Source organism: Streptomyces sp. S465 (assembly GCF_026898115.1).
Lineage (GTDB): Bacteria > Actinomycetota > Actinomycetes > Streptomycetales > Streptomycetaceae > Streptomyces > Streptomyces luomodiensis.
The window spans coordinates 6,904,530-6,925,699 of sequence record NZ_CP114036.1; the positions used below are offsets into that span (position 1 = coordinate 6,904,530).

The 21,170-nt window shown below is 71.3% G+C and carries 16 protein-coding genes; 12 read left to right on the forward strand and 4 right to left on the reverse strand.

Going from position 1 to position 21,170, the window contains the following annotated elements; all coding sequences use genetic code 11:
- The first annotated feature begins 76 nt into the window (after positions 1-76).
- The 3 genes from N6H00_RS29235 to N6H00_RS29245 all read left to right on the forward strand — a co-directional run bounded on the left by N6H00_RS29235 (position 77) and on the right by N6H00_RS29245 (position 5,000).
- Positions 77-2,038 (forward strand): IucA/IucC family protein, encoded by a 1,962-nt coding sequence (locus N6H00_RS29235; protein WP_268974813.1) that lies wholly within the window; start codon positions 77-79, stop codon positions 2,036-2,038.
- Between the two features lie 70 nt (positions 2,039-2,108).
- A complete protein-coding gene (locus tag N6H00_RS29240) occupies positions 2,109-2,807 on the forward strand; it encodes a GNAT family N-acetyltransferase (RefSeq protein ID WP_268974814.1) in 699 nt (232 codons plus the stop codon).
- Positions 2,808-2,999: 192 nt separating this feature from the next.
- Positions 3,000-5,000: an ATP-dependent DNA helicase gene (locus N6H00_RS29245; RefSeq protein WP_268974815.1), complete on the forward strand. Its 2,001-nt coding sequence runs from the start codon at positions 3,000-3,002 to the stop codon at positions 4,998-5,000.
- Between the two features lie 157 nt (positions 5,001-5,157).
- Here the strand turns inward: N6H00_RS29245 and lexA are convergent, their stop codons facing one another.
- A complete protein-coding gene (gene lexA, locus N6H00_RS29250) occupies positions 5,158-5,961 on the reverse strand; it encodes a transcriptional repressor LexA (protein WP_268974816.1) in 804 nt (267 codons plus the stop codon).
- 441 nt (positions 5,962-6,402) lie between these two features.
- Between lexA and nrdR the strand changes: the two genes are divergently transcribed.
- The 3 genes from nrdR to N6H00_RS29265 all read left to right on the forward strand — a co-directional run bounded on the left by nrdR (position 6,403) and on the right by N6H00_RS29265 (position 10,698).
- Positions 6,403-6,924, forward strand: coding sequence for a transcriptional regulator NrdR (nrdR, locus tag N6H00_RS29255; protein ID WP_030842751.1), 522 nt, complete (start codon positions 6,403-6,405; stop codon positions 6,922-6,924).
- Between the two features lie 114 nt (positions 6,925-7,038).
- Positions 7,039-9,900, forward strand: coding sequence for a vitamin B12-dependent ribonucleotide reductase (locus tag N6H00_RS29260; RefSeq protein ID WP_268974818.1), 2,862 nt, complete (start codon positions 7,039-7,041; stop codon positions 9,898-9,900).
- A 192-nt stretch (positions 9,901-10,092) separates the two neighbouring features.
- Positions 10,093-10,698 (forward strand): YdbC family protein, encoded by a 606-nt coding sequence (locus N6H00_RS29265; protein WP_268974819.1) that lies wholly within the window; start codon positions 10,093-10,095, stop codon positions 10,696-10,698.
- Positions 10,699-10,739: 41 nt separating this feature from the next.
- Here the strand turns inward: N6H00_RS29265 and N6H00_RS29270 are convergent, their stop codons facing one another.
- Positions 10,740-11,366: a TetR/AcrR family transcriptional regulator gene (locus N6H00_RS29270; protein WP_268974820.1), complete on the reverse strand. Its 627-nt coding sequence runs from the start codon at positions 11,364-11,366 to the stop codon at positions 10,740-10,742.
- A gap of 122 nt (positions 11,367-11,488) precedes the next feature.
- Here N6H00_RS29270 and N6H00_RS29275 point away from each other — a divergent pair, with 122 nt between their 5' ends.
- The 5 genes from N6H00_RS29275 to N6H00_RS29295 all read left to right on the forward strand — a co-directional run bounded on the left by N6H00_RS29275 (position 11,489) and on the right by N6H00_RS29295 (position 16,330).
- Positions 11,489-13,135, forward strand: a complete 1,647-nt coding sequence (locus N6H00_RS29275) for an ABC-F family ATP-binding cassette domain-containing protein (protein WP_268974821.1) — start codon at positions 11,489-11,491, stop codon at positions 13,133-13,135.
- A gap of 9 nt (positions 13,136-13,144) precedes the next feature.
- On the forward strand, positions 13,145-13,804 hold the full coding sequence (locus N6H00_RS29280) for a histidine phosphatase family protein (protein WP_268974822.1): 660 nt from the start codon (positions 13,145-13,147) through the stop codon (positions 13,802-13,804).
- A gap of 11 nt (positions 13,805-13,815) precedes the next feature.
- Complete coding sequence (locus tag N6H00_RS29285) at positions 13,816-14,709, forward strand: ADP-ribosylglycohydrolase family protein (protein ID WP_268974823.1); 894 nt, start codon at positions 13,816-13,818, stop codon at positions 14,707-14,709.
- Between the two features lie 191 nt (positions 14,710-14,900).
- A complete protein-coding gene (locus N6H00_RS29290; RefSeq protein ID WP_268974824.1) occupies positions 14,901-15,602 on the forward strand; it encodes a ribonuclease HII in 702 nt (233 codons plus the stop codon).
- A 68-nt stretch (positions 15,603-15,670) separates the two neighbouring features.
- Positions 15,671-16,330, forward strand: coding sequence for a hypothetical protein (locus N6H00_RS29295; protein ID WP_268974825.1), 660 nt, complete (start codon positions 15,671-15,673; stop codon positions 16,328-16,330).
- 105 nt (positions 16,331-16,435) lie between these two features.
- Here N6H00_RS29295 and N6H00_RS29300 read toward each other — a convergent pair whose 3' ends face one another.
- Positions 16,436-17,056 carry a hypothetical protein gene (locus N6H00_RS29300; protein WP_268974826.1) on the reverse strand — a complete coding sequence of 207 codons (621 nt, stop codon included), beginning with the start codon at positions 17,054-17,056 and terminating at the stop codon, positions 16,436-16,438.
- 226 nt (positions 17,057-17,282) lie between these two features.
- Positions 17,283-19,448, reverse strand: coding sequence for a RecQ family ATP-dependent DNA helicase (locus N6H00_RS29305; RefSeq protein ID WP_268974827.1), 2,166 nt, complete (start codon positions 19,446-19,448; stop codon positions 17,283-17,285).
- A gap of 110 nt (positions 19,449-19,558) precedes the next feature.
- On the opposite strand from N6H00_RS29305, the gene N6H00_RS29310 reads away from it, so the two are divergent.
- Positions 19,559-21,061, forward strand: coding sequence for a DUF4192 domain-containing protein (locus N6H00_RS29310; RefSeq protein WP_268974828.1), 1,503 nt, complete (start codon positions 19,559-19,561; stop codon positions 21,059-21,061).
- Positions 21,062-21,170 lie beyond the last annotated feature (109 nt).

The following is a 21,170-nucleotide window of genomic DNA, read 5'->3' on the forward strand; positions in this document are numbered from 1 at the left end:
CGCCACGGCACCGCCTGCGGCGTTGCCGTCTGCCGCGACGTTGCCTGCCGCGGCGCCACCCGTCGCGGCGCCGCTCGTGAGTGCGGCGGGAGCACCCCGCCCACCGGTCCCGGAGCGCCCCTCCGACGAGTCGTCCCCGCCGCGGCTGTCCCCCCAGGGGGCGCCCTTCGTCACGACGGCCGTTCCCCGGCAGGACCGCACTGGTCATGACGCACCCGATGACCGCACCCCCCAGGCAGGCGTGGATCCGCTGGACGACCCCGACCCGCAGACCGCGGCCGACGCGGCGGCCGTCGAGAACCTGCTGCGCTGCTGGGTACGGGAGAGCGGCCTCGCACGCCCCGAGGAGGGCACCCTGCGCATTCCCCTCGCCGCCAGCGGAACCGTCCTCCTCGTTCCGGTGCGCTACTGGTCGCCCACCGGCTGGCACCGCTTCGGCCCGCCGCTGCTGGAGCACGGCCCCCATGACGCACCCGCTGTCGGAGCGGTCACCCTCGCGGCCCTGCTCACCCGCGAGGCGACGTACAGCGCGCGGCGGGATGATCCCGACGCGGACGCCACCGAACTCGTCGGCCGTGTCGCGGACTCCGTACGACGCATCGCCTCCTTCCTCGCCCACCGCCGGGCCACGCCGGCCGATCCCGGAGCGAGCACCCTGTTCCTCAGCGCGGAACAGTCCCTCTTGTTCGGCCACCCCTTGCATCCCACGCCCAAGAGCCGGGAGGGCCTCTCGGACGCCGAATCCACCATCTGCTCACCGGAAACGCGTGGCTCCTTCCCCCTTCACTGGATCGCGGTCGACCGGTCCGTACTGGCCTGCGAGTCGGCCTGGACGGAGCGCGGCCGCACCGTGCCCGCCGAGCGACTCGCCCTCTCCCTGGCGGGCAGCGGTCTCCAACTGCCCACCGGGACCGTGCCCGTTCCACTTCATCCCTGGCAGGCTCGTGATATCCGGCTCCGGCCGGACGTCGCCGCGCTCTTCGACGCCGGCCTGTTGCACGACCTCGGGCCGTCCGGCGGGCACTGGCACCCCACCTCCTCGGTCCGCACCGTCTACCGGCCCGGCGCACCCGCCATGGTGAAACTCTCCCTCGGTCTGCGGATCACCAACTCCCGTCGTGAGAACCTCCGTAAGGAACTTCGCCGCGGTGTCGAGGTACACCGGCTGCTCCGCAGCGGACTGGCCGAGCAGTGGCGGGCGGCCTTCCCCGGATTCCCGGGCTTCGACATCGTCCGGGACCCGGCCTGGCTCGCCGTCGACGGACCGGACGGCGATCCCCTGACCGGCCTGGACGTCGTCATCCGGCACAACCCGTTCGGCCCCGGCGACGACGCCGTCTGCGTCGCCGGACTTGTCGCGCTACGCCCCTGGCCCGGCCAGCCGGTGATGCGTTCCCGGCTCGCCCACCTCGTCGCCCGGCTCGCCGCTCGCACCGGCCGTTCCACGGCGGCGGTCGGCGCGGAGTGGTTCCTGCGCTATCTGCACACGGTCGTACGCCCCGTGCTCTGGCTGGACGGAGAAGCCGGCATCGCGCTCGAGGCGCACCAGCAGAACACCCTGGTGCTGCTGGACCCTGACGGCTGGCCGATCGGCGGCCGCTACCGGGACAACCAGGGCTACTACTTCCGCGCGTCCCGGCACGCCGAACTCCAGCGCCGGCTGCCCGGTATCGGCGGCCGCAGCGACACCTTCGTCCCCGATGAGGTCGCCGATGAGCGGTTCGCCTACTACCTCGGCGTCAACAACGTCCTTGGGCTGATCGGTGCCTTCGGATCCCAGCGGCTCGTCGACGAGCGCGTCCTTGTGGCCGCGTTCCGCCGTTTTCTCACCGATGCCGCGTCCGGCCGCGGCAGGACCCGCTCATCTCTCCCCGCCCGGCTCCTGGAGTCCCCCACCCTGCGGTGCAAGGCCAATCTGCTCACGCGGCTGCGCGGCCTGGACGAACTCGTGGGACCGGTGGACACCCAGTCCGTCTATGTGACCATCGCCAACCCCCTCGCCATGTCTGACACCACTGCTGTCGCCCCCACGGCTTGACCCCGCGATCACGCCCCTCACCCTCACGTCTCTCAGGACGTGCCCAGACCCATGAGAGGAGAGCGTCGCCGTGCCGCACACCGACTCCACCACGAACTCCGACACCGACGACACCATCGACCTGCGGCTGCGCCAGGAAGAGGACGCCGCACGACTCATCGACCTGGACTCCACCGGGCCGGGGGTCGAGGACCGGCCGGATCTGCTGGACCACATCGCCGAATGGGGACCCGTCAGCACCTCGGCGGGTGCCTTCCAGCTCGTCCCGGTCCGCATCGGGCGCGATCTGCGGCTCATCGCTCGCTGGATGAACGACCCGTCCGTGGCCGCCTTCTGGGAGCTCGACGGTCCCGATGAGACCACCGCGAGCCACCTCGGCGGCCAGCTCCACGGTGACGGCCGCAGCGTGCCCTGCCTGGGCGTCCTGGACGGCGTCCCGATGAGCTATTGGGAGGTATACCGCGCAGATCTGGACCCGCTCGCGCGGTACTACCCGGCCCGGCCGCACGACACGGGTCTCCACTTGCTCATCGGCCGGGTCAGCGATCGTGGCCGTGGCCTGGGGACGACCCTGCTCCGCGCGGCGGCCGACCTCGTGCTCCGGCACCGTCCGTCCTGCACTCGCGTCGTGGCCGAACCGGACCTTCGCAACACCCCTTCCGTGGCGGCCTTCCTCGGCGCCGGCTTCCGCTTCTCGGCGGAGATCGAACTCCCTGGCAAACGCGCCGCGCTGATGCTGCGCGACCGCGCCCTGCGACATCTCCTGTGAACATCCGCGACCATCCGCGACCCCCGGTGATGAATCCGTTTCGATGCGAGACTCTGCTGTTGTTACACCGCTCGGCCGTTCGCGGTTCCCACGCAGCGGGGACCCGCCCGAACTCCGATCCCGCCGGAACCGTCCGTCACCGACCACTCCGAGGAGAGTGATGTCGGTGCCGCCCCGTAGGCTGGCAGCCCTATGACTGAATCGTCCTCGCCTCCACTCGCCGATCTGCTGCACGCCGCCGTCACCGCCGTCGGCGGCACCGAGCGCCCTGGCCAGGCCGCCATGGCCCAAGCCGTGGCGGAGGCGATCGACGACGGCTCCCATCTGCTGGTTCAGGCCGGCACCGGCACCGGGAAGTCCCTCGGCTATCTGGTCCCTGCCCTCGCCCACGGCGAGCGCGTCGTCGTCGCTACGGCGACCCTCGCCCTGCAGCGGCAGCTCGTCGAGCGCGACCTGCCCCGCACCGTGGAGGCACTGCATCCGCTGCTGCGCCGCCGCCCCGAGTTCGCGATGCTCAAGGGCCGCTCCAACTATCTGTGCCTGCACCGGCTCCACGAGGGCGTCCCGCAGGAGGACGCCGAGGAGTCCGGCCTGTTCGATCCCTTCGAGGCCGCCGCCCCCACCAGCAGGCTCGGCAAGGACTTGCTGCGGCTGCGCGATTGGTCGGACGAGACCGAGACGGGTGACCGGGACGATCTGACCCCCGGAGTCTCGGACCGCGCCTGGTCTCAGGTGTCGGTCACCTCCCGGGAATGCCTCGGTGCGTCCAAGTGCGCCTATGGCGCGGAGTGCTTCGCCGAGGCCGCCCGTGAGCGGGCCAAGCTCGCCGAGGTCGTCGTCACCAACCACGCGCTGCTCGCCATCGATGCCATCGAGGGCGCCCCCGTGCTGCCCAGCCATGAGGTGCTGATCGTCGACGAGGCCCATGAGCTGGTCTCCCGGGTCACCGGCGTCGCCAGCGGAGAGCTCACCCCCGGCCAAGTCAACCGCGCCGTGCGGCGTGCCGCGAAGCTGGTCAACGAACAGGCGGCGGACGCCCTCCAGACCGCCTCGGAGGGTTTCGAGCGGCTGATGGAGCTCGCCCTGCCCGGACGCCTGGAGAAGATCCCCGAGGAGCTCAGCCATGTGCTGATGGCGCTGCGCGACGCGGCCCGCACGGTGATCTCGGCGCTCGGTGCCACGCGGGACGCCTCGGTCAAGGACGAGGACGCGGTCCGCAAGCAGGCGCTGGGGGCCGTGGAGAACATCCACCAGGTGGCCGAGCGGATCGTTGAGGGGTCCGAGTACGACGTGGTCTGGTACGAGCGGCACGACCGCTTCGGTGCCTCGCTGCGTGTCGCCCCGCTCTCCGTGTCCGGGCTGCTGCGCGAGAAGCTGTTCGAGGACCGGTCCGTCGTCCTCACCTCCGCCACGCTCAAGCTCGGCGGGGACTTCAACGGAGTGGCCGCCTCCCTCGGTCTCGCCCCCGAGAGTCCGCAGGACCCGGAGGGCGGCGAGGACGCAGCGCCCCGCTGGCAGGGCCTCGACGTCGGCTCGCCCTTCGACTACTCCAAGCAGGGGATTCTCTACGTCGCCAAGCACCTCGCCCAGCCAGGCCGCGAGGGCAGCCGCGCCGATATGCTCGATGAGCTCGCCGAGCTGGTGGAGGCCGCGGGTGGCCGGACGCTCGGGCTGTTCTCCTCGATGCGCGCCGCCCAGGCGGCCGCAGAGGAACTGCGCGGGCGCCTTGACATGCCCATCCTCCTCCAGGGCGAGGAGACGCTGGGCGAGCTGATCCGCGCCTTCGCCGCCGACGCCAGGACCTGTCTGTTCGGCACGCTGTCCCTCTGGCAGGGCGTCGATGTGCCGGGGCCCAGCTGTCAGTTGGTGGTCATGGACCGGGTGCCCTTCCCCCGCCCCGACGACCCTCTGATGAGCGCTCGCCAGAAGGCGGTGGAGGAGGCCGGGGGCAATGGCTTCATGGCCGTCGCCGCGACCCATGCCGCCCTGCTCATGGCCCAGGGGGCGGGACGGCTCGTGCGGGCTTCGGGTGACCGCGGCATCGTCGCCGTCCTGGATCCGCGTGTCGAGCGGGCTCGGTACGGGTCGTTCCTGCGCAAGTCCATGCCGGACTTCTGGTATACGACCGACCGCAACCAGGCGCGCCGCTCGCTGGCCGCCATTGACGCGGCGGCCAAGGCTCAGGGGGCCTAGGGTCTGCCGTCAAAGAAAGCAGGGCTCCCCGTTTGTCGACGGGACCTGGCGAGGGGTGTCCCGCGTCGGCCCGCATACAGCAGGGCCCCGGAACCGGCGCAGTGGTTCCGGGGCCCGGTCGTGGGGCACGCTAGAGGCGCACCTCGATCCGGCGCGCTCAGACGCGCCGCAGCACCGCGACCACCTTGCCCAGAATGGTGGCCTCGTCGCCGGGGATCGGCTGGTAGGCGGCGTTGTGCGGAAGCAGCCACACATGGCCGTCCTCACGCTTGAAGCGCTTCACCGTGGCCTCGCCGTCGAGCATCGCGGCGACGATGTCACCGTTCTCGGCGACGGGCTGGCGGCGCACCGTCACCCAGTCACCGTCGCAGATGGCGGCTTCGATCATGGAGTCGCCGACCACCTTCAGCACAAAGAGCTCACCGTCGCCGACCAGCTGCCGGGGGAGCGGGAAGACATCCTCGACCGACTCCTCGGCGAGGATCGGGCCACCTGCCGCGATCCGGCCGACCAGCGGCACATAAGAGGCGGCGGGCTTGCCGGTGGTGTCCGCGGGCTGGGTGCTGGGCTGGTCGGAGCCGCGGACCTCGTAGGCCCGGGGCCGATGGGGATCGCGCCGCAGAAAGCCCTTTCGCTCCAGAGCCATCAGCTGATGGGCGACGGACGAGGTGCTGGAGAGGCCCACCGCCTGGCCGATCTCCCGCATGGACGGGGGGTAACCGCGCCGCTGCACAGAGTCGCGAATGACCTCGATGACGCGCCGCTGCCGGTCGGTCAGCCCTGAGCTGTCCGCCCGGATGCCTGGAGGTCGCCCTGGTAGCGAGCGCGTGGGCTTTTGGCCCTCCGGGGTCGTGGTGTCGTCGTTCATCGGGCGGGTCTGGTTCATCGCGTGTGTCTGTTCGAGTCGGCTCTGGGAGCGCTCTTGGGTGGTAAAGGTTGCGCTCTCTGCGGTGGTGGTCACGACGGCCCCTCTCGAGATGTTCTCCCTAGTTGGACAACGGTAGTTGCTTTCGAAAGGTTGCGCCAAACACACGTTCGAGTGAAATTTCGTAGATGAGCTGACGTGATCACAGGGTTAGGTGTATAGGCCGTTTGATCCGGCCGCTGTCGGGTGGCCCCAGTCTTGCATCCCGACCCCCGCGAATTCGGGACCGGCGGGGTTCGCGTAGTCTCGTGCCTGCTCCCGAGCCGTGACACGCCATCCGGGTCGGTTGAGTGCCGGACACCAGATCTAGTGGTTTGATGGATGCAAGCCACCCACAGGTTGTGGTCCCTGGTGATTCGAAGCCAAGGTTTTCGCCTATGCTTGTGGCCGCCTCGGCGGGCCTTCGCGGCCCGCTCGGGGCTTGTCAGCCATGCTCAGTCATGCGCCGTTCTTGAGGGTGAGGGAGGGATCGGAGCGATGCACTGCCCCTTCTGCAGGCACCCCGACAGCCGTGTGGTCGACAGCCGTACTACGGACGACGGCTGCTCGATTCGCCGGCGCCGCCAGTGCCCCGACTGCTCGCGTCGCTTCACGACCGTGGAGACCGCGTCACTGATGGTGATCAAGCGCAGTGGGGTCACCGAGCCCTTCAGCCGCGACAAGGTCATCTCCGGGGTGCGCAAGGCGTGCCAGGGCCGTCCGGTCACCGAGGACGCTCTCGCCAAGCTCGGTCAGCAGGTGGAGGAGGCGGTCCGGGCCACCGGCAGCGCCGAGCTGTCCACCCATGACGTCGGGCTCGCCATACTCGGCCCGCTCCAGAAGCTCGACCTCGTCGCTTATCTCCGCTTCGCCTCCGTCTACCGCGCCTTCGACTCCCTCGAGGACTTCGAGGCGGCCGTCGCGGAGCTGCGTGACCAGCAACGGCCTCCTGCGCACGACCGCGGGTCCGGCGCCGAAGGGGCCGCGGAGGCCCCCGCGCCGGCCATTGCCGCCGACTGACCGGCGGCCCACACACCTGCCCGGAGCGCTTGGCGTGTCCGGGTGAAAGACAGACACCGTGCCTCGGGAAGAAATGGGCACATCAGGGCGTTTTCGCCCGTACAGGGAGGCGGAATGACAGAGACGACGAGCGGCCCGGCACGAGGCTCCCGCTCCAAGGGAAGCAAGGCGAACAAGGGCCTGCGCATCGAGCGCATTCACACCACCCCCGGCGTGCATCCGTACGACGAGGTGGTCTGGGAGCGCCGTGACGTCGTCATGACCAACTGGCGCGACGGTTCGGTCAACTTCGAGCAGCGCGGCGTGGAGTTCCCCGACTTCTGGTCGGTGAACGCGGTCAACATCGTCACGAGCAAGTATTTCCGCGGTGCTGTGGGCTCCCCGGACCGCGAGGCGAGCCTGAAGCAGCTCATCGACCGCGTGGTGCGGACCTACCGCAAGGCCGGTGAGGACAATGGCTACTTCGCCTCGCCCGCGGACGCCGAGATCTTCGATCACGAGCTCACCCATGCGCTGCTGCACCAGGTCTTCAGCTTCAATTCGCCTGTCTGGTTCAACGTCGGCACCAAGCAGCCGCAGCAGGTCAGCGCCTGCTTCATCCTCTCCGTGGACGACTCCATGGAGTCGATCCTGGACTGGTACAAGGAAGAGGGGATGATCTTCAAGGGCGGTTCCGGCGCCGGCCTGAACCTCTCCCGCATCCGCTCCTCCAAGGAGCTCCTCTCCTCGGGCGGCAACGCCTCCGGCCCCGTCTCCTTCATGCGCGGCGCCGACGCCTCGGCCGGGACGATCAAGTCGGGCGGCGCCACCCGCCGGGCCGCCAAGATGGTCGTGCTCGACGTCGACCACCCGGACGTCGAGGCGTTCATCGAGACCAAGGTCAAGGAGGAGGAGAAGATCCGCGCCCTGCGCGACGCGGGCTTCGACATGGACCTGGGCGGCGATGACATCACGTCCGTCCAGTACCAGAACGCCAACAACTCCGTCCGCGTGAACGACACGTTCATGAAGGCGGTGGAGTCCGGCTCGAAGTTCGGACTGCGCAGCCGGATGACCGGTGAGCCCATCGAGGAGGTCGACGCCAAGGCGCTGTTCCGCAAGATGGCCGAGGCGGCCTGGGCCTGCGCCGACCCCGGCATCCAGTACGACGACACCATCAACCACTGGCACACCTCGCCGGAGACGGGCCGGATCACCGCCTCCAACCCGTGCAGCGAGTACATGCACCTGGACAACTCCTCGTGCAACCTCGCCTCGCTCAACCTGATGAAGTTCCTCCAGGACGACGACGCGGGCAACCAGCGCTTCGACGCCGAGCGCTTCGCCAAGGTCGTCGAGCTGGTCATCACCGCGATGGACATCTCCATCTGCTTCGCGGACTTCCCGACCGAGAAGATCGGTGAGACCACCCGAGCCTTCCGCCAGCTGGGCATCGGCTACGCCAACCTGGGCGCCCTGCTGATGGCCACCGGCCACGCCTACGACAGCGACGGCGGCCGGGCCCTGGCCGGAGCCATCACCTCCCTGATGACCGGCACCTCGTACAAGCGCTCCGCGGAGCTCGCTGCCGTGGTCGGCCCGTACGACGGCTATGCCCGCAACGCGGACGCCCACAAGCGCGTCATGAAGCAGCACTCGGACGCCAACGCCGCCGCCAAGCGCATGGACGACCTGGACACCCCGGTCTGGGCCGCGGCCACCGAGGCGTGGCAGGACGTGCTGCGCCTCGGTGAGAAGAACGGCTTCCGCAACGCCCAGGCCTCGGTGCTCGCGCCGACCGGCACCATCGGCCTGATGATGGACTGTGACACCACGGGCGTCGAGCCGGACCTGGCCCTGGTCAAGTTCAAGAAGCTGGTCGGCGGCGGCTCCATGCAGATCGTGAACAACACGGTCCCCAAGGCGCTCAAGCGGCTCGGCTACCAGGAGGAGCAGGTCGAGGCGATCGTCGCCCACATCGCCGACCACGGCAATGTGATCGACGCGCCGGGGCTGAAGCCCGAGCACTACGAGGTCTTCGACTGCGCGATGGGTGAGCGCTCCATCTCGCCGATGGGCCATGTGCGGATGATGGCGGCCGCCCAGCCGTTCCTGTCCGGTGCCATCTCCAAGACGGTCAACATGCCGGAGTCGGCCACCATCGAGGAGATCGAGGAGATCTACTTCGAGGGCTGGAAGCTCGGCCTCAAGGCGCTGGCGATCTACCGCGACAACTGCAAGGTCGGCCAGCCGCTCTCCGCCAAGAAGAAGGAGGAGAAGGAGCAGGCCGAGCCCGAGGTCGAGAAGGTCGTCGAGTACCGCCCGGTCCGCAAGCGCCTCCCCAAGGGCCGTCCCGGCATCACCACCTCCTTCACGGTGGGCGGCGCCGAGGGCTACATGACCGCCAACTCCTACCCGGACGACGGTCTCGGCGAGGTCTTCCTGAAGATGTCCAAGCAGGGCTCGACCCTGGCGGGCATGATGGACGCCTTCTCGATCGCCGTGTCGGTCGGTCTCCAGTACGGCGTGCCCCTGGAGACCTACGTCTCGAAGTTCACCAACATGCGCTTCGAGCCGGCCGGTATGACGGACGACCCGGACGTGCGGATGGCGCAGTCGATCGTCGACTACATCTTCCGCCGGCTGGCGCTGGACTTCCTGCCCTTCGAGACCCGCTCGGCGCTCGGCATCCACTCTGCCGAGGAGCGTCAGCGCCACCTGGAGACGGGGTCCTACGAGCCCGCCGAGGACGAGGTGGATGTCGAGGGCCTGGCCCAGTCGGCACCGCGCCATGTGGACGCCCCGAAGAACAGCACCTCCCAGCCGCGGACCACGCCCGGGGCGCAGCGGGAGGCCCACAGCTCGACCGAACTGGTCGAGATTCAGTTGGGGTTGAACGCGGACGCGCCGCTCTGCTTCTCCTGCGGCACCAAGATGCGCCGCGCGGGCAGCTGCTACCTGTGCGAGGGCTGCGGTTCGACAAGCGGCTGCAGCTGATCGCGGGCCCTTACGGATGACATCGATGCGATGACATCTGAGGCGGGGCGCGGGCCTTCGGGTCCGCGCCCCGCCGTCGTCTCCCGTCGCTCCCGTCGTCTCGTGGCGTCGTACGGTGCGCAGCCGGACCGGGGGCGGGGACGGACTCCCCGGTATGTGATGGGGGCCACCGTGCCGCCGTAGGATGGCTCGGTGCTGGTCAAGTGGATTCGCTGCACCGTGGTGGACCGCCCGGGTTTCGAGCGGGGGCAGCGGAAGTGGGCGGGGTTGCCCGGCGAACCGGGATTCCGGGGGCAGGGCGGTGGCTGGAGCCGAGGGCGTCCGAATGTGGCGCATGTCTTCGCGTTCTGGGAGAGCCGGGCGTTCTACGACTCCTTCATGGCGCGGTCGCACGACCGGCTCGCGGCCGCGCAGTCGGGCACCTATCGGGACATGCAAGTCCGGCTGTTCGAGCACCGGTTCGATGTGAAGGTCGGCTTCGAACCACGGTTCTCCGACGCGGACGTGGTGCGGGTCGCGCACTGCCGTGTGCGCCCCGACCGGGTCGATCACTTCACGCTGGTGCAGGAGAAGGTGTGGAACCCGGCGATGGCCGGGTCTCCCGGGATGCTGCGCGGAGTGTTCGGCGAGGCGCCGGGGAACGAGTTCCTGGTGCTGTCGATGTGGGACTCGGCGGCCGAGCACGGGAAGTACCGCGAGGAGCGGGTCGAGCGGCTCGGCCTGCGCGCGCAGATCGAAGCGGACGTGGCGGCGATCGCCGGCGATGTCGTACGGGTCGAGTCCGCCTGGACGGTGTGAGCGCGGAACCGAGCCCGCTGCCGCTCGGCGGGCAGTCCTGATCATCGGCGGGCAGGGAGATACACCCCGGCCCGGACGGCGACGGCGACGGCTGCCGCCGTCTGGTCGGCGAGCGGCGTGTCGATGGGCTCACGGGTGATGAGCGCCCGGAAGAACAGGGGCGCGGACACGGCTCGTACGACCGCCGCGGCGTCGGTGCCGGACGGGGCCTCATCGCGGTCGACCGCCCGCCGCACCACGGATTCGCAGCGGGCGAAACGCTCGGCGTAGAAGGCGCGCAGTGCCTCCGCCGCGCGCTCGGACTGGAACGCGGCCGCGATGAAGGCGGTCGGCGCGGCAGCGGTCGACGCGCTGCCGAAGGTCTCGGTCACCTCGCGGGCGAGGGCGCGCAGATCGCCCTCCAGGCTTCCGGTGTCGGGCGGCGTCCAGGCGTCCTCGCCCGCGAGGTCGAGCGCGTCCGCCACGAGCCCCTCGACACTGCCCCAGCGCCGGTAGACGGTCGTCTTGTGGACGCCGGAGCGCTCGGCGACGTACTCCACGGTCAGACCGGGATAGCCGTGCTCGGCGAGGCCGGTGAGCACGGCGTCGCGCACCGCTGAGCGGGTGCGCGCGGTCCGCCCGCCGGGGCGGACGGTGCCCGGTGTCGGGGCGGCACTCTCTGCCGACAAGTGCAACTCCAGTCGCGTTAGTGGTTTCCTCGTGTCATAGTGAGGGTAACGCTACTTCAGTAGCGTTTGTAGTGGCGCGGTCCGGAGGACCGGCCGTGCTCGTGTGCTTGGAGGTGCGCCCTTTGCCCACACAGATCTCGCTCCGCGGTGTCACGCTGTCCCGAGGCGACCGGCTGCTGCTCGACGAGGTGTCCTTCGCGGTGCGACCCGGTGAGCGGGTCGGCGTCGTGGGGGAGAACGGGGCCGGCAAGTCCACCCTGCTGCGGCTGCTGGCCGGGAGCGAATCACCGGACGACGGTGCCGTGGTGACGGTGGCCGACGGCGGCATGGGGCATCTCGGCCAGACGCCCGCGCTGCCCCCGGACCACACGGTGCGCGACGCGGTGGACGCCGCCCTCGCCGAGGTGCGCGCCATGGAGCGCGGGCTGCGCCGGCTCGAGGCGGAACTCGGTGGCGGTGCCCCCGACGCACTCGCCGCGTACGGCGATCTGCTCACCGCGTTCGAGGGCCGCGGCGGCTATGAGGCGGATGCCCGTGTGGAGAAGGCCCTGCACGGTCTGGGGCTGGGCGGTATCGGGTACGAGCGGCGGCTGGGCAGTCTGTCGGGCGGTGAGCAGGCCCGGCTCGGACTCGCCTGCCTGATCGCCGCCGCCCCCGAAGTGATGCTGCTGGACGAACCGACGAACCACCTCGACGGCGCCGCGCTCAGCTGGCTGGAGGAGGCGCTGCGGGAGCATCCGGGCACCGTCCTCGCGGTCTCCCACGACCGGGTCTTCCTGGAGCGGGTGGCGACCGCGATCGTCGAGGTGGACGCCGATCGGCACACCCTGGTGCGGTATGGCGGGGGGTATGGCGGATTCGTCGCCGAGCAGGCCGCCGCACGCCGCCGCTGGGAGCAGGCGTACCACGAATGGTGCGCGGAGACGGCCGCCCTGGCGGAGGCCGCCACGACCACCGCACGGAGGGTCGCCCCGGGTCGCGGCATGAAGGACGGCAACAAGATGGCTTACGACCGGGACAGGGGGCGGGTGCAGTCCTCGGTGTCCAGCAGGGTGCGGAACGCCCAGGAGAGGCTGCGCAGGCTCCAGGAGGACCCGGTGCCGCGCCCACCGGAACCGCTGCGGTTCTCGGCGCTTCCCCCGGCGGGCACGGCGGACGGTGTCCTCATCGATCTCCAGGATGTTCGCGTGGGGGAGCGGCTGGCGGTGGACCGGCTCACCGTGGCAGCCGGGGAGAGACTGCTCGTCCATGGGGTCAACGGCGCGGGGAAGTCCACGCTGCTGCGGGTCATGGCGGGGCTGGAGAAGCCGGGGGCGGGCCGGGCGGTCCGCCGGGGCGGGGTCGGCTATCTCGCTCAGGAGATACCGGTTGCCCGGCCTCGGGAGCGGCTGCTGTCGGCCTTCGGCCGCGGCCTGCCGGGGGCACCGCAGGAGCAGGCCGACCTTCTGCTGTCGTACGGGCTGTTCCGCCCGGATGATCTCCATGTTCCGGTGGGATCGCTCTCCGCGGGCCAGCGCCGCCGGCTGGCGCTCGCCCGGCTGCTGGCCCGCCCCGCCGATGTGCTGCTGCTGGACGAGCCGACCAACCATCTCGCCCTCGGCCTGGTGGAGCAGGTGGAAGAGGCGCTGGCCCAGTGGACCGGGGCGCTGGTGGTGGTCTCGCACGACCGGCTGCTGCGCAGCCGCTTCACCGGGCGCCGGTGCGAGATACGCGGCGGCCGGCTGATGGCCGGGGAGGGGAGTGAGGCACTGGCCAGGCCCTCGATCTAGGGTGGCGGCATGGCACGACCCCGGCGCATCGTCCTCATACGGCACGGAGAATCGGAGGGGAACGTCGATGACTCGGTGTACGAAAGGGTGCCCGACCATGCTCTGAGGCTGACCGAGACCGGCCGTGGGCAGGCGCGGGAGGCGGGTGAGCGGCTGCGCGCCACCTTCGGCGACGAACGGGTATCGGTCTATGTATCGCCGTACCGCCGTACCCACCAGACCCTGAGGCTGCTCGATCTCGACCCCTCCCGCACCCGGGTCAGGGAGGAGCCGCGGCTGCGGGAGCAGGACTGGGGAAACTGGCAGGACCGCGAGGACGTGCGGAAACAGAAGGCTTACCGAGATGCCTACGGACACTTCTTCTACCGCTTCGCACAGGGTGAGTCCGGCGCCGACGTCTACGACCGGGTGGACGCCTTCCTGGAGAGCCTGTGGCGCAGCTTCCAGGACCCGGCGCACCCGCCGAACGTCCTGCTGGTGACCCATGGGCTGACCATGCGGCTGTTCTGCATGCGGTGGCTGCACTGGAGCGTGGCCGAATTCGAGTCGCTCTCGAACCCCGGCAACGGCGAGACACGGACCCTGCTGCTCGGCTCCGACGGGCGCTACCACCTGGACCGGCCGTTCGAGCGCTGGTGTACCCCCGAACCCTACGGCCTCACCGGTTAGAGTGCGCAGCGATGACCGCTGACCGATTCCACCGGGCTCTGCGAAGCCTGCGCGGGCTGGCCGTGGGTGACGCCCTCGGCTCCCAGTTCTTCGTCCCCGCCAACTATCCGTTTCTGAAGCGCCGTGAGCTGCCGCCAGCCCCCTGGCAGTGGACCGATGACACCGAGATGGCCTGTTCGGTCCTGGCCCACCTGGTGGTCCACGGCCGGATCGACCAGGACCATCTCGTCCGATCCTTCGCCGACCACCATGACTTCGACCGGGGCTACGGCCCCGCCGTGAACCGGATGCTCCGCCTGATCAGGGAGGGCGGCGACTGGCGTGACCTGGCCGCCGGGCTGTTCCAGGGGCAGGGGTCGTGGGGCAACGGCGCCGCGATGCGGATCGCCCCGCTGGGCGCCTGGTACGCGGGTGACGCGGAGCAGGCCACGCACCAGGCGGAGATCTCGGCCTACACCACGCATCAGCACCGTGAAGCGGTGGCGGGAGCCATGGCGGTGGCCGCGGCCGCGGCGCTGGTGGCCGATCCGGCGGGCCGCGGCGGCCCGGAGGAGCTGCTGGACCGGGTGGTCGATCTGGTGCCGCGCAGCGCCGTCCAGGCGGGGCTGCGCCGCGCCCGCGACATGCTCGACTACGCGGACGCCGGCACGGTCGCCGCGGTTCTCGGCTGCGGCCGCCGCACCAGTGCTCATGACACCGTGCCGTTCGCCCTGTGGGCCGCCGCCCGCCACCTCGGTTCCTTCGAGGAGACGTTCTGGCAGACGGCCTCGGCCGGCGGAGACGTGGACACCACCTGCGCCATTGCCGGGGGAGTGGTCGCGGCCGAGGCCGCCGGTGCGCCGCCCGACACCTGGCAGGACCGCACCGAGCCGCTGCCGGAGTGGGTGCCGCTGTCGGCCGACTGACTGTTTCCAGGGGCGTGATGTGGCGGGTCGCCCGGTTTGCCCCGCTCGTCGAACCCGCTGCCCAGCACGCGGTGTTGAGCGGAAACGGTCACCTGATCCACCAGGGAGGGGACCGCCGGAGGTGGCCGGGGGCCACTGCCGAGGATCCGGCTACCGCACGCAGGTAAGAGCGGCGTAATGTTGTCCTCGCCATGGCCTATGAACCGCCCACTCACAGTGTCGAGCGCTCGCTCCGCGCCACGACAGGAGCCAAGATCGTCGTCGGTATCGACGAGGTCGGGCGCGGGGCATGGGCCGGTCCGGTGACGGTCTGCGCGGCGGTCACCGGTCTGCGCCGTCCGCCGACCGGACTCACCGACTCCAAGCTGCTGAGTCCCAAGAAGCGCACGGCCCTGGCCCAGGAGTTGGACTCGTGGGTCACCGCGCACGCCCTGGGTCACTCCTCGCCTGAGGAGATCGACGACCTGGGGATGACGGCCGCCCTCCGGCTCGCCGCCACGCGGGCGCTGGACGCGCTGCCGGTCCGGCCGGACGCGGTGATCCTGGACGGGAAGTACGACTACCTCGGCGCTCCCTGGACGGTTCGTACGGTCATCAAGGGCGATCAGTCCTGCGTGTCCGTCGCCGCCGCCTCGGTGATCGCCAAGGTGCGCCGGGATGCGATGATGGCCGAACTGGGAGCCCAGCACGTGGACTTCCGCTTCGAGGACAACGCCGGATATCCGTCCCCCGCGCACCGCGCCGCCCTGCGGGACCTGGGGCCCACGCCCCACCACCGGCTGTCCTGGGCCTATCTGGACGGGTTGCCCCGGTGGCGACACCTGAAGCGGGTCCGCAGCACACCCGAACCGGTCGGGCTGGAGGGCGAAGGCCAACTCGGCTTCGACTTCTGAGCAGACCAAGCGGTCCAAACCGCCACCCGCCGATGCGACTCGCACCGACGTTTGATAGACATCAGCCCATGCCTCTCATCCCCGAGGAGCCTCAGATTCACGAGAGTGTCCCGGGTCCCCGCGCGACACCGGCCGCAGGCCGCACCGCGCCGACCCCTCGTCCTGTCCCTGGTCCCGGCCCCCGGCCCGCACCGCGGCGGCCTGGAAGCCCCGGTCCCAACCGTGGCTCCGCCGGAACCTCGTCGGCTCAGTCGCAGCGCACCACGAGTGATGCGACGAAGCCCGTGCCGACCGCCCCGGCGGCTTCGGCTGCCAAGAACGCATCCGCCGCCGCGAAGTCCACTCCCCAGATCCAGCTGATCCCCGCCTCGGCGGACGGTGCGCTGGACGCGGCGGACGAGGCGGTCGACCTGCTGCTGGATTCCGGCCGGGCACCCGGTGACATCCTGGTGCTGACCACCGGGGAGCAGCATCCGTGGGCGGCGCATGAGTTGTCCTTCGGCGAGGCGTCCTACTGGGCGCAGCACGACGCCGGTGATGACGTCTTCTACGCCACCGCGGGGGCCGACCGCGTCAAGGGCCGCCCGGTCGTGGTCGTCGCGGTCAACGGCGGTGCGAATGACACCGTGGCCCGCGTACTGCCCGAGGCGATGAACCGCGCCGGAGCGCTGCTGATCGTCTGCGGCGACCCGAAGCGGATCAACACCGTCATCGGTTCGGGAGCCTGACGCCACCCGTCCCCGAACGCCCGGAGCCCGGCGGTTTCTGTCCCTCGCGGCGGAGCTGTCCGGCGTCCGGACGGCCGGTGGTCGTGCGCGTTGTCCGGCGACCGGTCAGACGGCGGCGGAGTGGCTCAGCGCCTGCCGCGCCCCGGAACGGGACCGCGGCAGCGCCTTCGCGTCGTCGTCGCCCTTGACGGCCACGCCCAGCGCGGTGCGCAGCGAAGCGGAGTGCGGCCGACGGCCGCCCCGCCCCTCGCCGAAGACCTGCCATCCGTCGCGGGTCAAGGTGATGTACGCGCCGCAGCGCAGGCCGTGCAGGGTGCAGGCGTCACGCAGCCCCCACATCCAAGCGCCGTCCTCCTCCGTCCACCGGCTCTCGCCCTCGCGGCAGTAGAGCAGCACGGCGGTGCGGATCGGTGTGCGGCGCCGCAGATCGTGCGGGATCACCCGGCGCAGCTGGGCCAGCAGCGCGTTCCGGAATTCCCAGCCGTCCGCGGCGGCAGCGCCGTGGCGGACGAACGAGGCGCTCGCCGTGAGCCGTTCGTCCGGATCGAGGACGGCGACGACGGCGGTCGACGGCGACGGCAGATGGCGACTGTGCAGCCCGGTGACCACCTCGCGCGGATTGCGCAGCAGTGGAATCCCCGCTGCCGCCCATTCGGAGGGCTGGAGTATCCGGCCGAGCCGGGAAGCGGGATCGGCGGCCGGTGACGGAGTGAAGCCGAAGGTCACGGTCCTCCCTTCGTCTGCGCCCACGGTCCGTGCGAAGGTCGGGCACGGGCGCAGGCCGCGACACAGCCCCGTCGGGACCACGGGCGGGCCGGGGGCGGGGAGCTGTTGTCAATTCTCGCGGTCGCGCCCGCATGCGGCAATGAGCAATTGGCGCCGCTGGTCGATTTGCCGGGATGTGCGGTCAATATTCCCGACCGGTTCGCGCTCGCCGCGGCCCCGGCCGCCCTCACCCCTGCACGGCGAGGACCAGCGGAAACACTCCGGCTGCTCCGGCCCGGCGAAGCAGCCGGGAAGCAACGGCCAGGGTCCAGCCGGTGTCCGCCATGTCGTCCACCAGCAGCACCGGCCCACCCGCCTCGGCAAGGGCCGCCGCCAGCGGGGGCGGCACGGTCAGCGCGCCGTGCAGCGCACGCAGCCGCTGAGCGCTGTTGGTGCGCGGCACCCGGGTGTCACTCTCGCCGGCGTGGTACGCGACGCTGCCGAGCAGGGGCAACCGGCCGATGGTGGCGATCCGTTCGCCGAGCGTCCGGATCAACTGCGGGCGGGTGCGTGAGGCGATCGTGACCACGCCCACCGGGCGGGCCGGGGCGTCCGGCGCGCCCGAGGCCCAGCCGCCGGGACCCTTGGCCCAGTCGGCGAGCACCGTCACCACCGCACCGGCCACATCGTCGGGCACCGGGGCGTCCGGGGTCTGCGGGGCCAGCAGCGGCCGCAGCCGGTTTCCCCAGCCGATGTCGGAGAGGCGGCCCAGGGCCCGGCCCGGGGCGGCCTGCTCATCCGCCGCGATGCGGCCCTTGAGGTCCACACCGACCGTCGGCAGGCCGGTCGGCCACATGCGGCGCGGCTCCACCTCGACACCGGGCCGCCCCAGCTCACCGCGCGCTGCGTCCAGCGAGGCCGCGGACACCTCGGCGGTGAACCGCGCCCCCGCGCAGTTGTCACACCGGCCACAGGGCGCCGCCTTCTCGTCGTCCAGCTGCCGCCGCAGGAACTCCATCCGGCAGTCGGCCGTCGCGGCGTACTCCCGCATGGCCTGCTGCTCGGCCTCCCGCTGGCGCGCCACCCACGCATACCGCTCCGCGTCGTACGCCCAGGGCTGACCGGTCGCGGTCCAGCCGCCGCGCACACGCCGCACCGCTCCGTCCACGTCGAGCACCTTGAGCATGGTCTCCAGACGTGACCGCCGCAGCTCGACCTGGGGCTCGAGCGCGGGCAGGGACACCGGCCGGTCCGGCCTCGCCAGCACCTCGAGCGTGCGGCGCACCTGCTCCTCGGGCGGGAAGGCGAGTGAGGCGAAGTACCGCCAGATCGCCTCGTCCTCACGGCCGGGCAGCAGCAGCACCTCGGCGTGCTCCACACCGCGTCCGGCACGGCCGACCTGCTGGTAGTAGGCGATGGGGGAGGACGGTGAACCGAGGTGCACCACGAAGCCGAGGTCCGGCTTGTCGAAGCCCATGCCCAGCGCGGAGGTGGCGATCAGCGCCTTGACCCGGTTGGCCAGCAGATCCTCCTCGGCCTGCTGACGATCCGCGTTCTCCGTCTTGCCGGTGTAGGAGGCGACCGTATGGCCGCGCTGCCGCAGAAACGCGGTCACTTCCTCGGCCGCGGCCACGGTGAGGGTGTAGACGATCCCGGAGCCCGGCAGCTCATCGAGGTGGTCGGCGAGCCAGGCGAGCCGATGGGCGGCGTCCGGCAGCGGCAGCACGGCCAGCCGCAGGCTTTCCCGGTCCAGCGGGCCGCGCAGCACCAGCGCCCGTGTGGACCCTTCGCCTGTGCCCAACTGCTCGGCCACATCCGCGGTGACCCGTGCGTTCGCGGTCGCGGTCGTGGCGAGCACGGGCACGCCCCGGGGCAGATCGGCGAGCATGGTGCGCAGTCTGCGGTAGTCGGGCCGGAAGTCATGCCCCCAGTCGGAGATGCAGTGTGCCTCGTCGACGACCAGCAGACCGGTGGCGGCGGCGAGCTGTGGCAGCACCTGGTCGCGGAAATCCGGGTTGTTGAGCCGCTCCGGACTCACCAGCAGCACATCCACCTCGCCCGCGGCCACCTCCGCCTGGATGGTGTCCCACTCCTCGGTGTTGGCGGAATTGATGGTGCGGGCGTGGATACCCGCGCGCGCGGCAGCCTCGACCTGGTTGCGCATCAGCGCGAGCAGCGGGGAGACGATCACGGTCGGACCGCTGCCGCGCTCGCGCAGCAGCGCGGTGGCGACGAAATACACCGCCGACTTTCCCCAGCCGGTGCGCTGCACGACCAGCGCCCGGCGGCGCTCGGCGACCAGCGCCTCGATCGCCCGCCATTGGTCCTCCCGGAGCCGGGCGGAACCGGTGGTGTCCCCGACGAGGCGGGCCAGGACGCGGTCGGCTGAAGTGCGCAGGTCTTCGTCGCTCATGCCCCCATGCAACCCGATCCCCCCGACATCGTGCCAACGACGCCGACAGCCTGTGGATAAGGTTATCCACAGGGGTGGCGGGGCCGACGGGGCTGAGGGACCGTCGGGACATGACTCGACACAACGAAGCGGCCGGCCTGTCCGGCGCAGAGCAGGTCACCCTCCGCAGCCCGGCCGAGCTCGCGGACGCCCTGCCCTATGTCCTGGGCTTCCAACCGGACGACAGCATCGTGATGATCGCGTTGCACGGCCCCCGCGGCCGGTTCGGCGGCAGGCTGAGGCTCGGCATTCCCCGTATTCCCGAGGAGTGGCCCGAGGCCTGCGACCAGCTTGCCGAGTGCCTGATCAGCGGCAGCGAGCGGCGTGCCGGGCGACCGGACGGGCTCATCCTGTTCCTGTGCCAGGAGCCGGCCGAGGGCGAGTCCGGGCAGGAGGCGATGGAGCGGCTGCGGCCCCTCGCCCAGTGCCTGCGCACCGCGTGCGGCAGGCTGGAGGTGCCGGTGTTCGAGGCACTGTGCATCTCCGACGGCCGGTTCTGGTCCTATGTCTGTCCCGACCGGCGCTGCTGCCCGCCGGAAGGCGTACCGCTCGCCCTGCCCGGCACCTCGGTCATGGCCGCGGCGGCGACGTTCGCGGGGGTCCAGGTGCGTGGCTCGCTGCGCGAGATGGAAGCCAGGCTCGCTCCGCTCGACGCACCCCGGGCCGAGGAACAGGAGCGGGCGCTGGACGCGGCCGGGGCCGAGCTCGTGCCGAGGATTCTGGACGGTGGTGGCTGCGCGGCGGTGTGCGCCGAGACCCTCGGTCTGCTGGGCCGGATGCTGGACCGGTTCCGGGCCGCGCCGCCGGTCGCCGACACCCGTTCGGCCGATCTCCGCGATGACGGGCTGCTCGACGACCAGGAGGCGGCCACGGCGATCATCGCGCTGCAGGACCGGCGGACACGGGACCGGGCAGCCGGATGGATGGAGGGAGTGGAAGCCGACGCGGCGCTGCAGCTGTGGCGCGCGCTGGCCCGTCGCTGCGTCGGCTCGTACGGGGAGCATGCGGCGGCGCCGCTCACTCTGGCGGGCTGGGCCGCCTGGTCGGCGGGTGACGAGCTCACGGCACGGGTGGCGCTCGGCCGTGCTCTGCGGGTCGACCCCGACTATCTCTTCGCCAGGCTGCTGCACCAGGCGTGCAACGAGGGGGTCAGCCTGGAGCTGTTGCGCCAATGCGTGCGCAGGGAGGGCGCGGATCGCGCCGTGCATGCGGCGGTGCACGAGGAGCTGGAGCGGCTCGGCGGCCTGGAGGCCGCCGAGCCGGTGGAAGTCCGCGAAGCGGCCGGAACAGCCGGCCCGGCCGATTCGGCTGAGCCGGCCGGGCCCGCCTCTGATGTCGAGCCCGCCGCTCACGCCAGGTCCTGCGACACAGGGGCGGCGGAGCAGCCGGCGGAGGGGAAAGGCGGGGGAGGCCAGGAGGAGCGGCGGCCGGAGCGAGGGCGGCCGGGCACCGCGAGCCCGGGTGGCGAAGGCGGCCCTGCGCAGGCGAGCGCCCCAGGTGGCAGGCGCCGTCCGGAAGGGCGGCCGCGTACCCGTCGCAGGAGTGGTGGACGGGGAGCGCGCAGCCGCGGCTGACCCGGACCGGCCGAGCATGTCCTCGGGCATCAGCGGTGGGCGCCACAGAGCGGGCCGATGCGGAGGCCCCGAGGTGGATGGGGGGCGGTCGGCGGGCGGGGCGGATGCT

Excerpts from the sequence above, each read along its gene's own strand:
- N6H00_RS29280 (WP_268974822.1), top strand. The coding sequence starts at position 13,145 with ATGGCACGACCCCGGCGCATCGTCCTCATACGGCACGGAGAATCGGAG.
- N6H00_RS29295 (WP_268974825.1), top strand. The coding sequence starts at position 15,671 with ATGCCTCTCATCCCCGAGGAGCCTCAGATTCACGAGAGTGTCCCGGGT.
- N6H00_RS29305 (WP_268974827.1), bottom strand. The coding sequence starts at position 19,448 with ATGAGCGACGAAGACCTGCGCACTTCAGCCGACCGCGTCCTGGCCCGC.
- N6H00_RS29310 (WP_268974828.1), top strand. The coding sequence starts at position 19,559 with ATGACTCGACACAACGAAGCGGCCGGCCTGTCCGGCGCAGAGCAGGTC.
- N6H00_RS29285 (WP_268974823.1), top strand. The coding sequence starts at position 13,816 with ATGACCGCTGACCGATTCCACCGGGCTCTGCGAAGCCTGCGCGGGCTG.
- N6H00_RS29260 (WP_268974818.1), top strand. The coding sequence starts at position 7,039 with ATGACAGAGACGACGAGCGGCCCGGCACGAGGCTCCCGCTCCAAGGGA.
- nrdR (WP_030842751.1), top strand. The coding sequence starts at position 6,403 with ATGCACTGCCCCTTCTGCAGGCACCCCGACAGCCGTGTGGTCGACAGC.
- N6H00_RS29245 (WP_268974815.1), top strand. The coding sequence starts at position 3,000 with ATGACTGAATCGTCCTCGCCTCCACTCGCCGATCTGCTGCACGCCGCC.
- N6H00_RS29290 (WP_268974824.1), top strand. The coding sequence starts at position 14,901 with ATGGCCTATGAACCGCCCACTCACAGTGTCGAGCGCTCGCTCCGCGCC.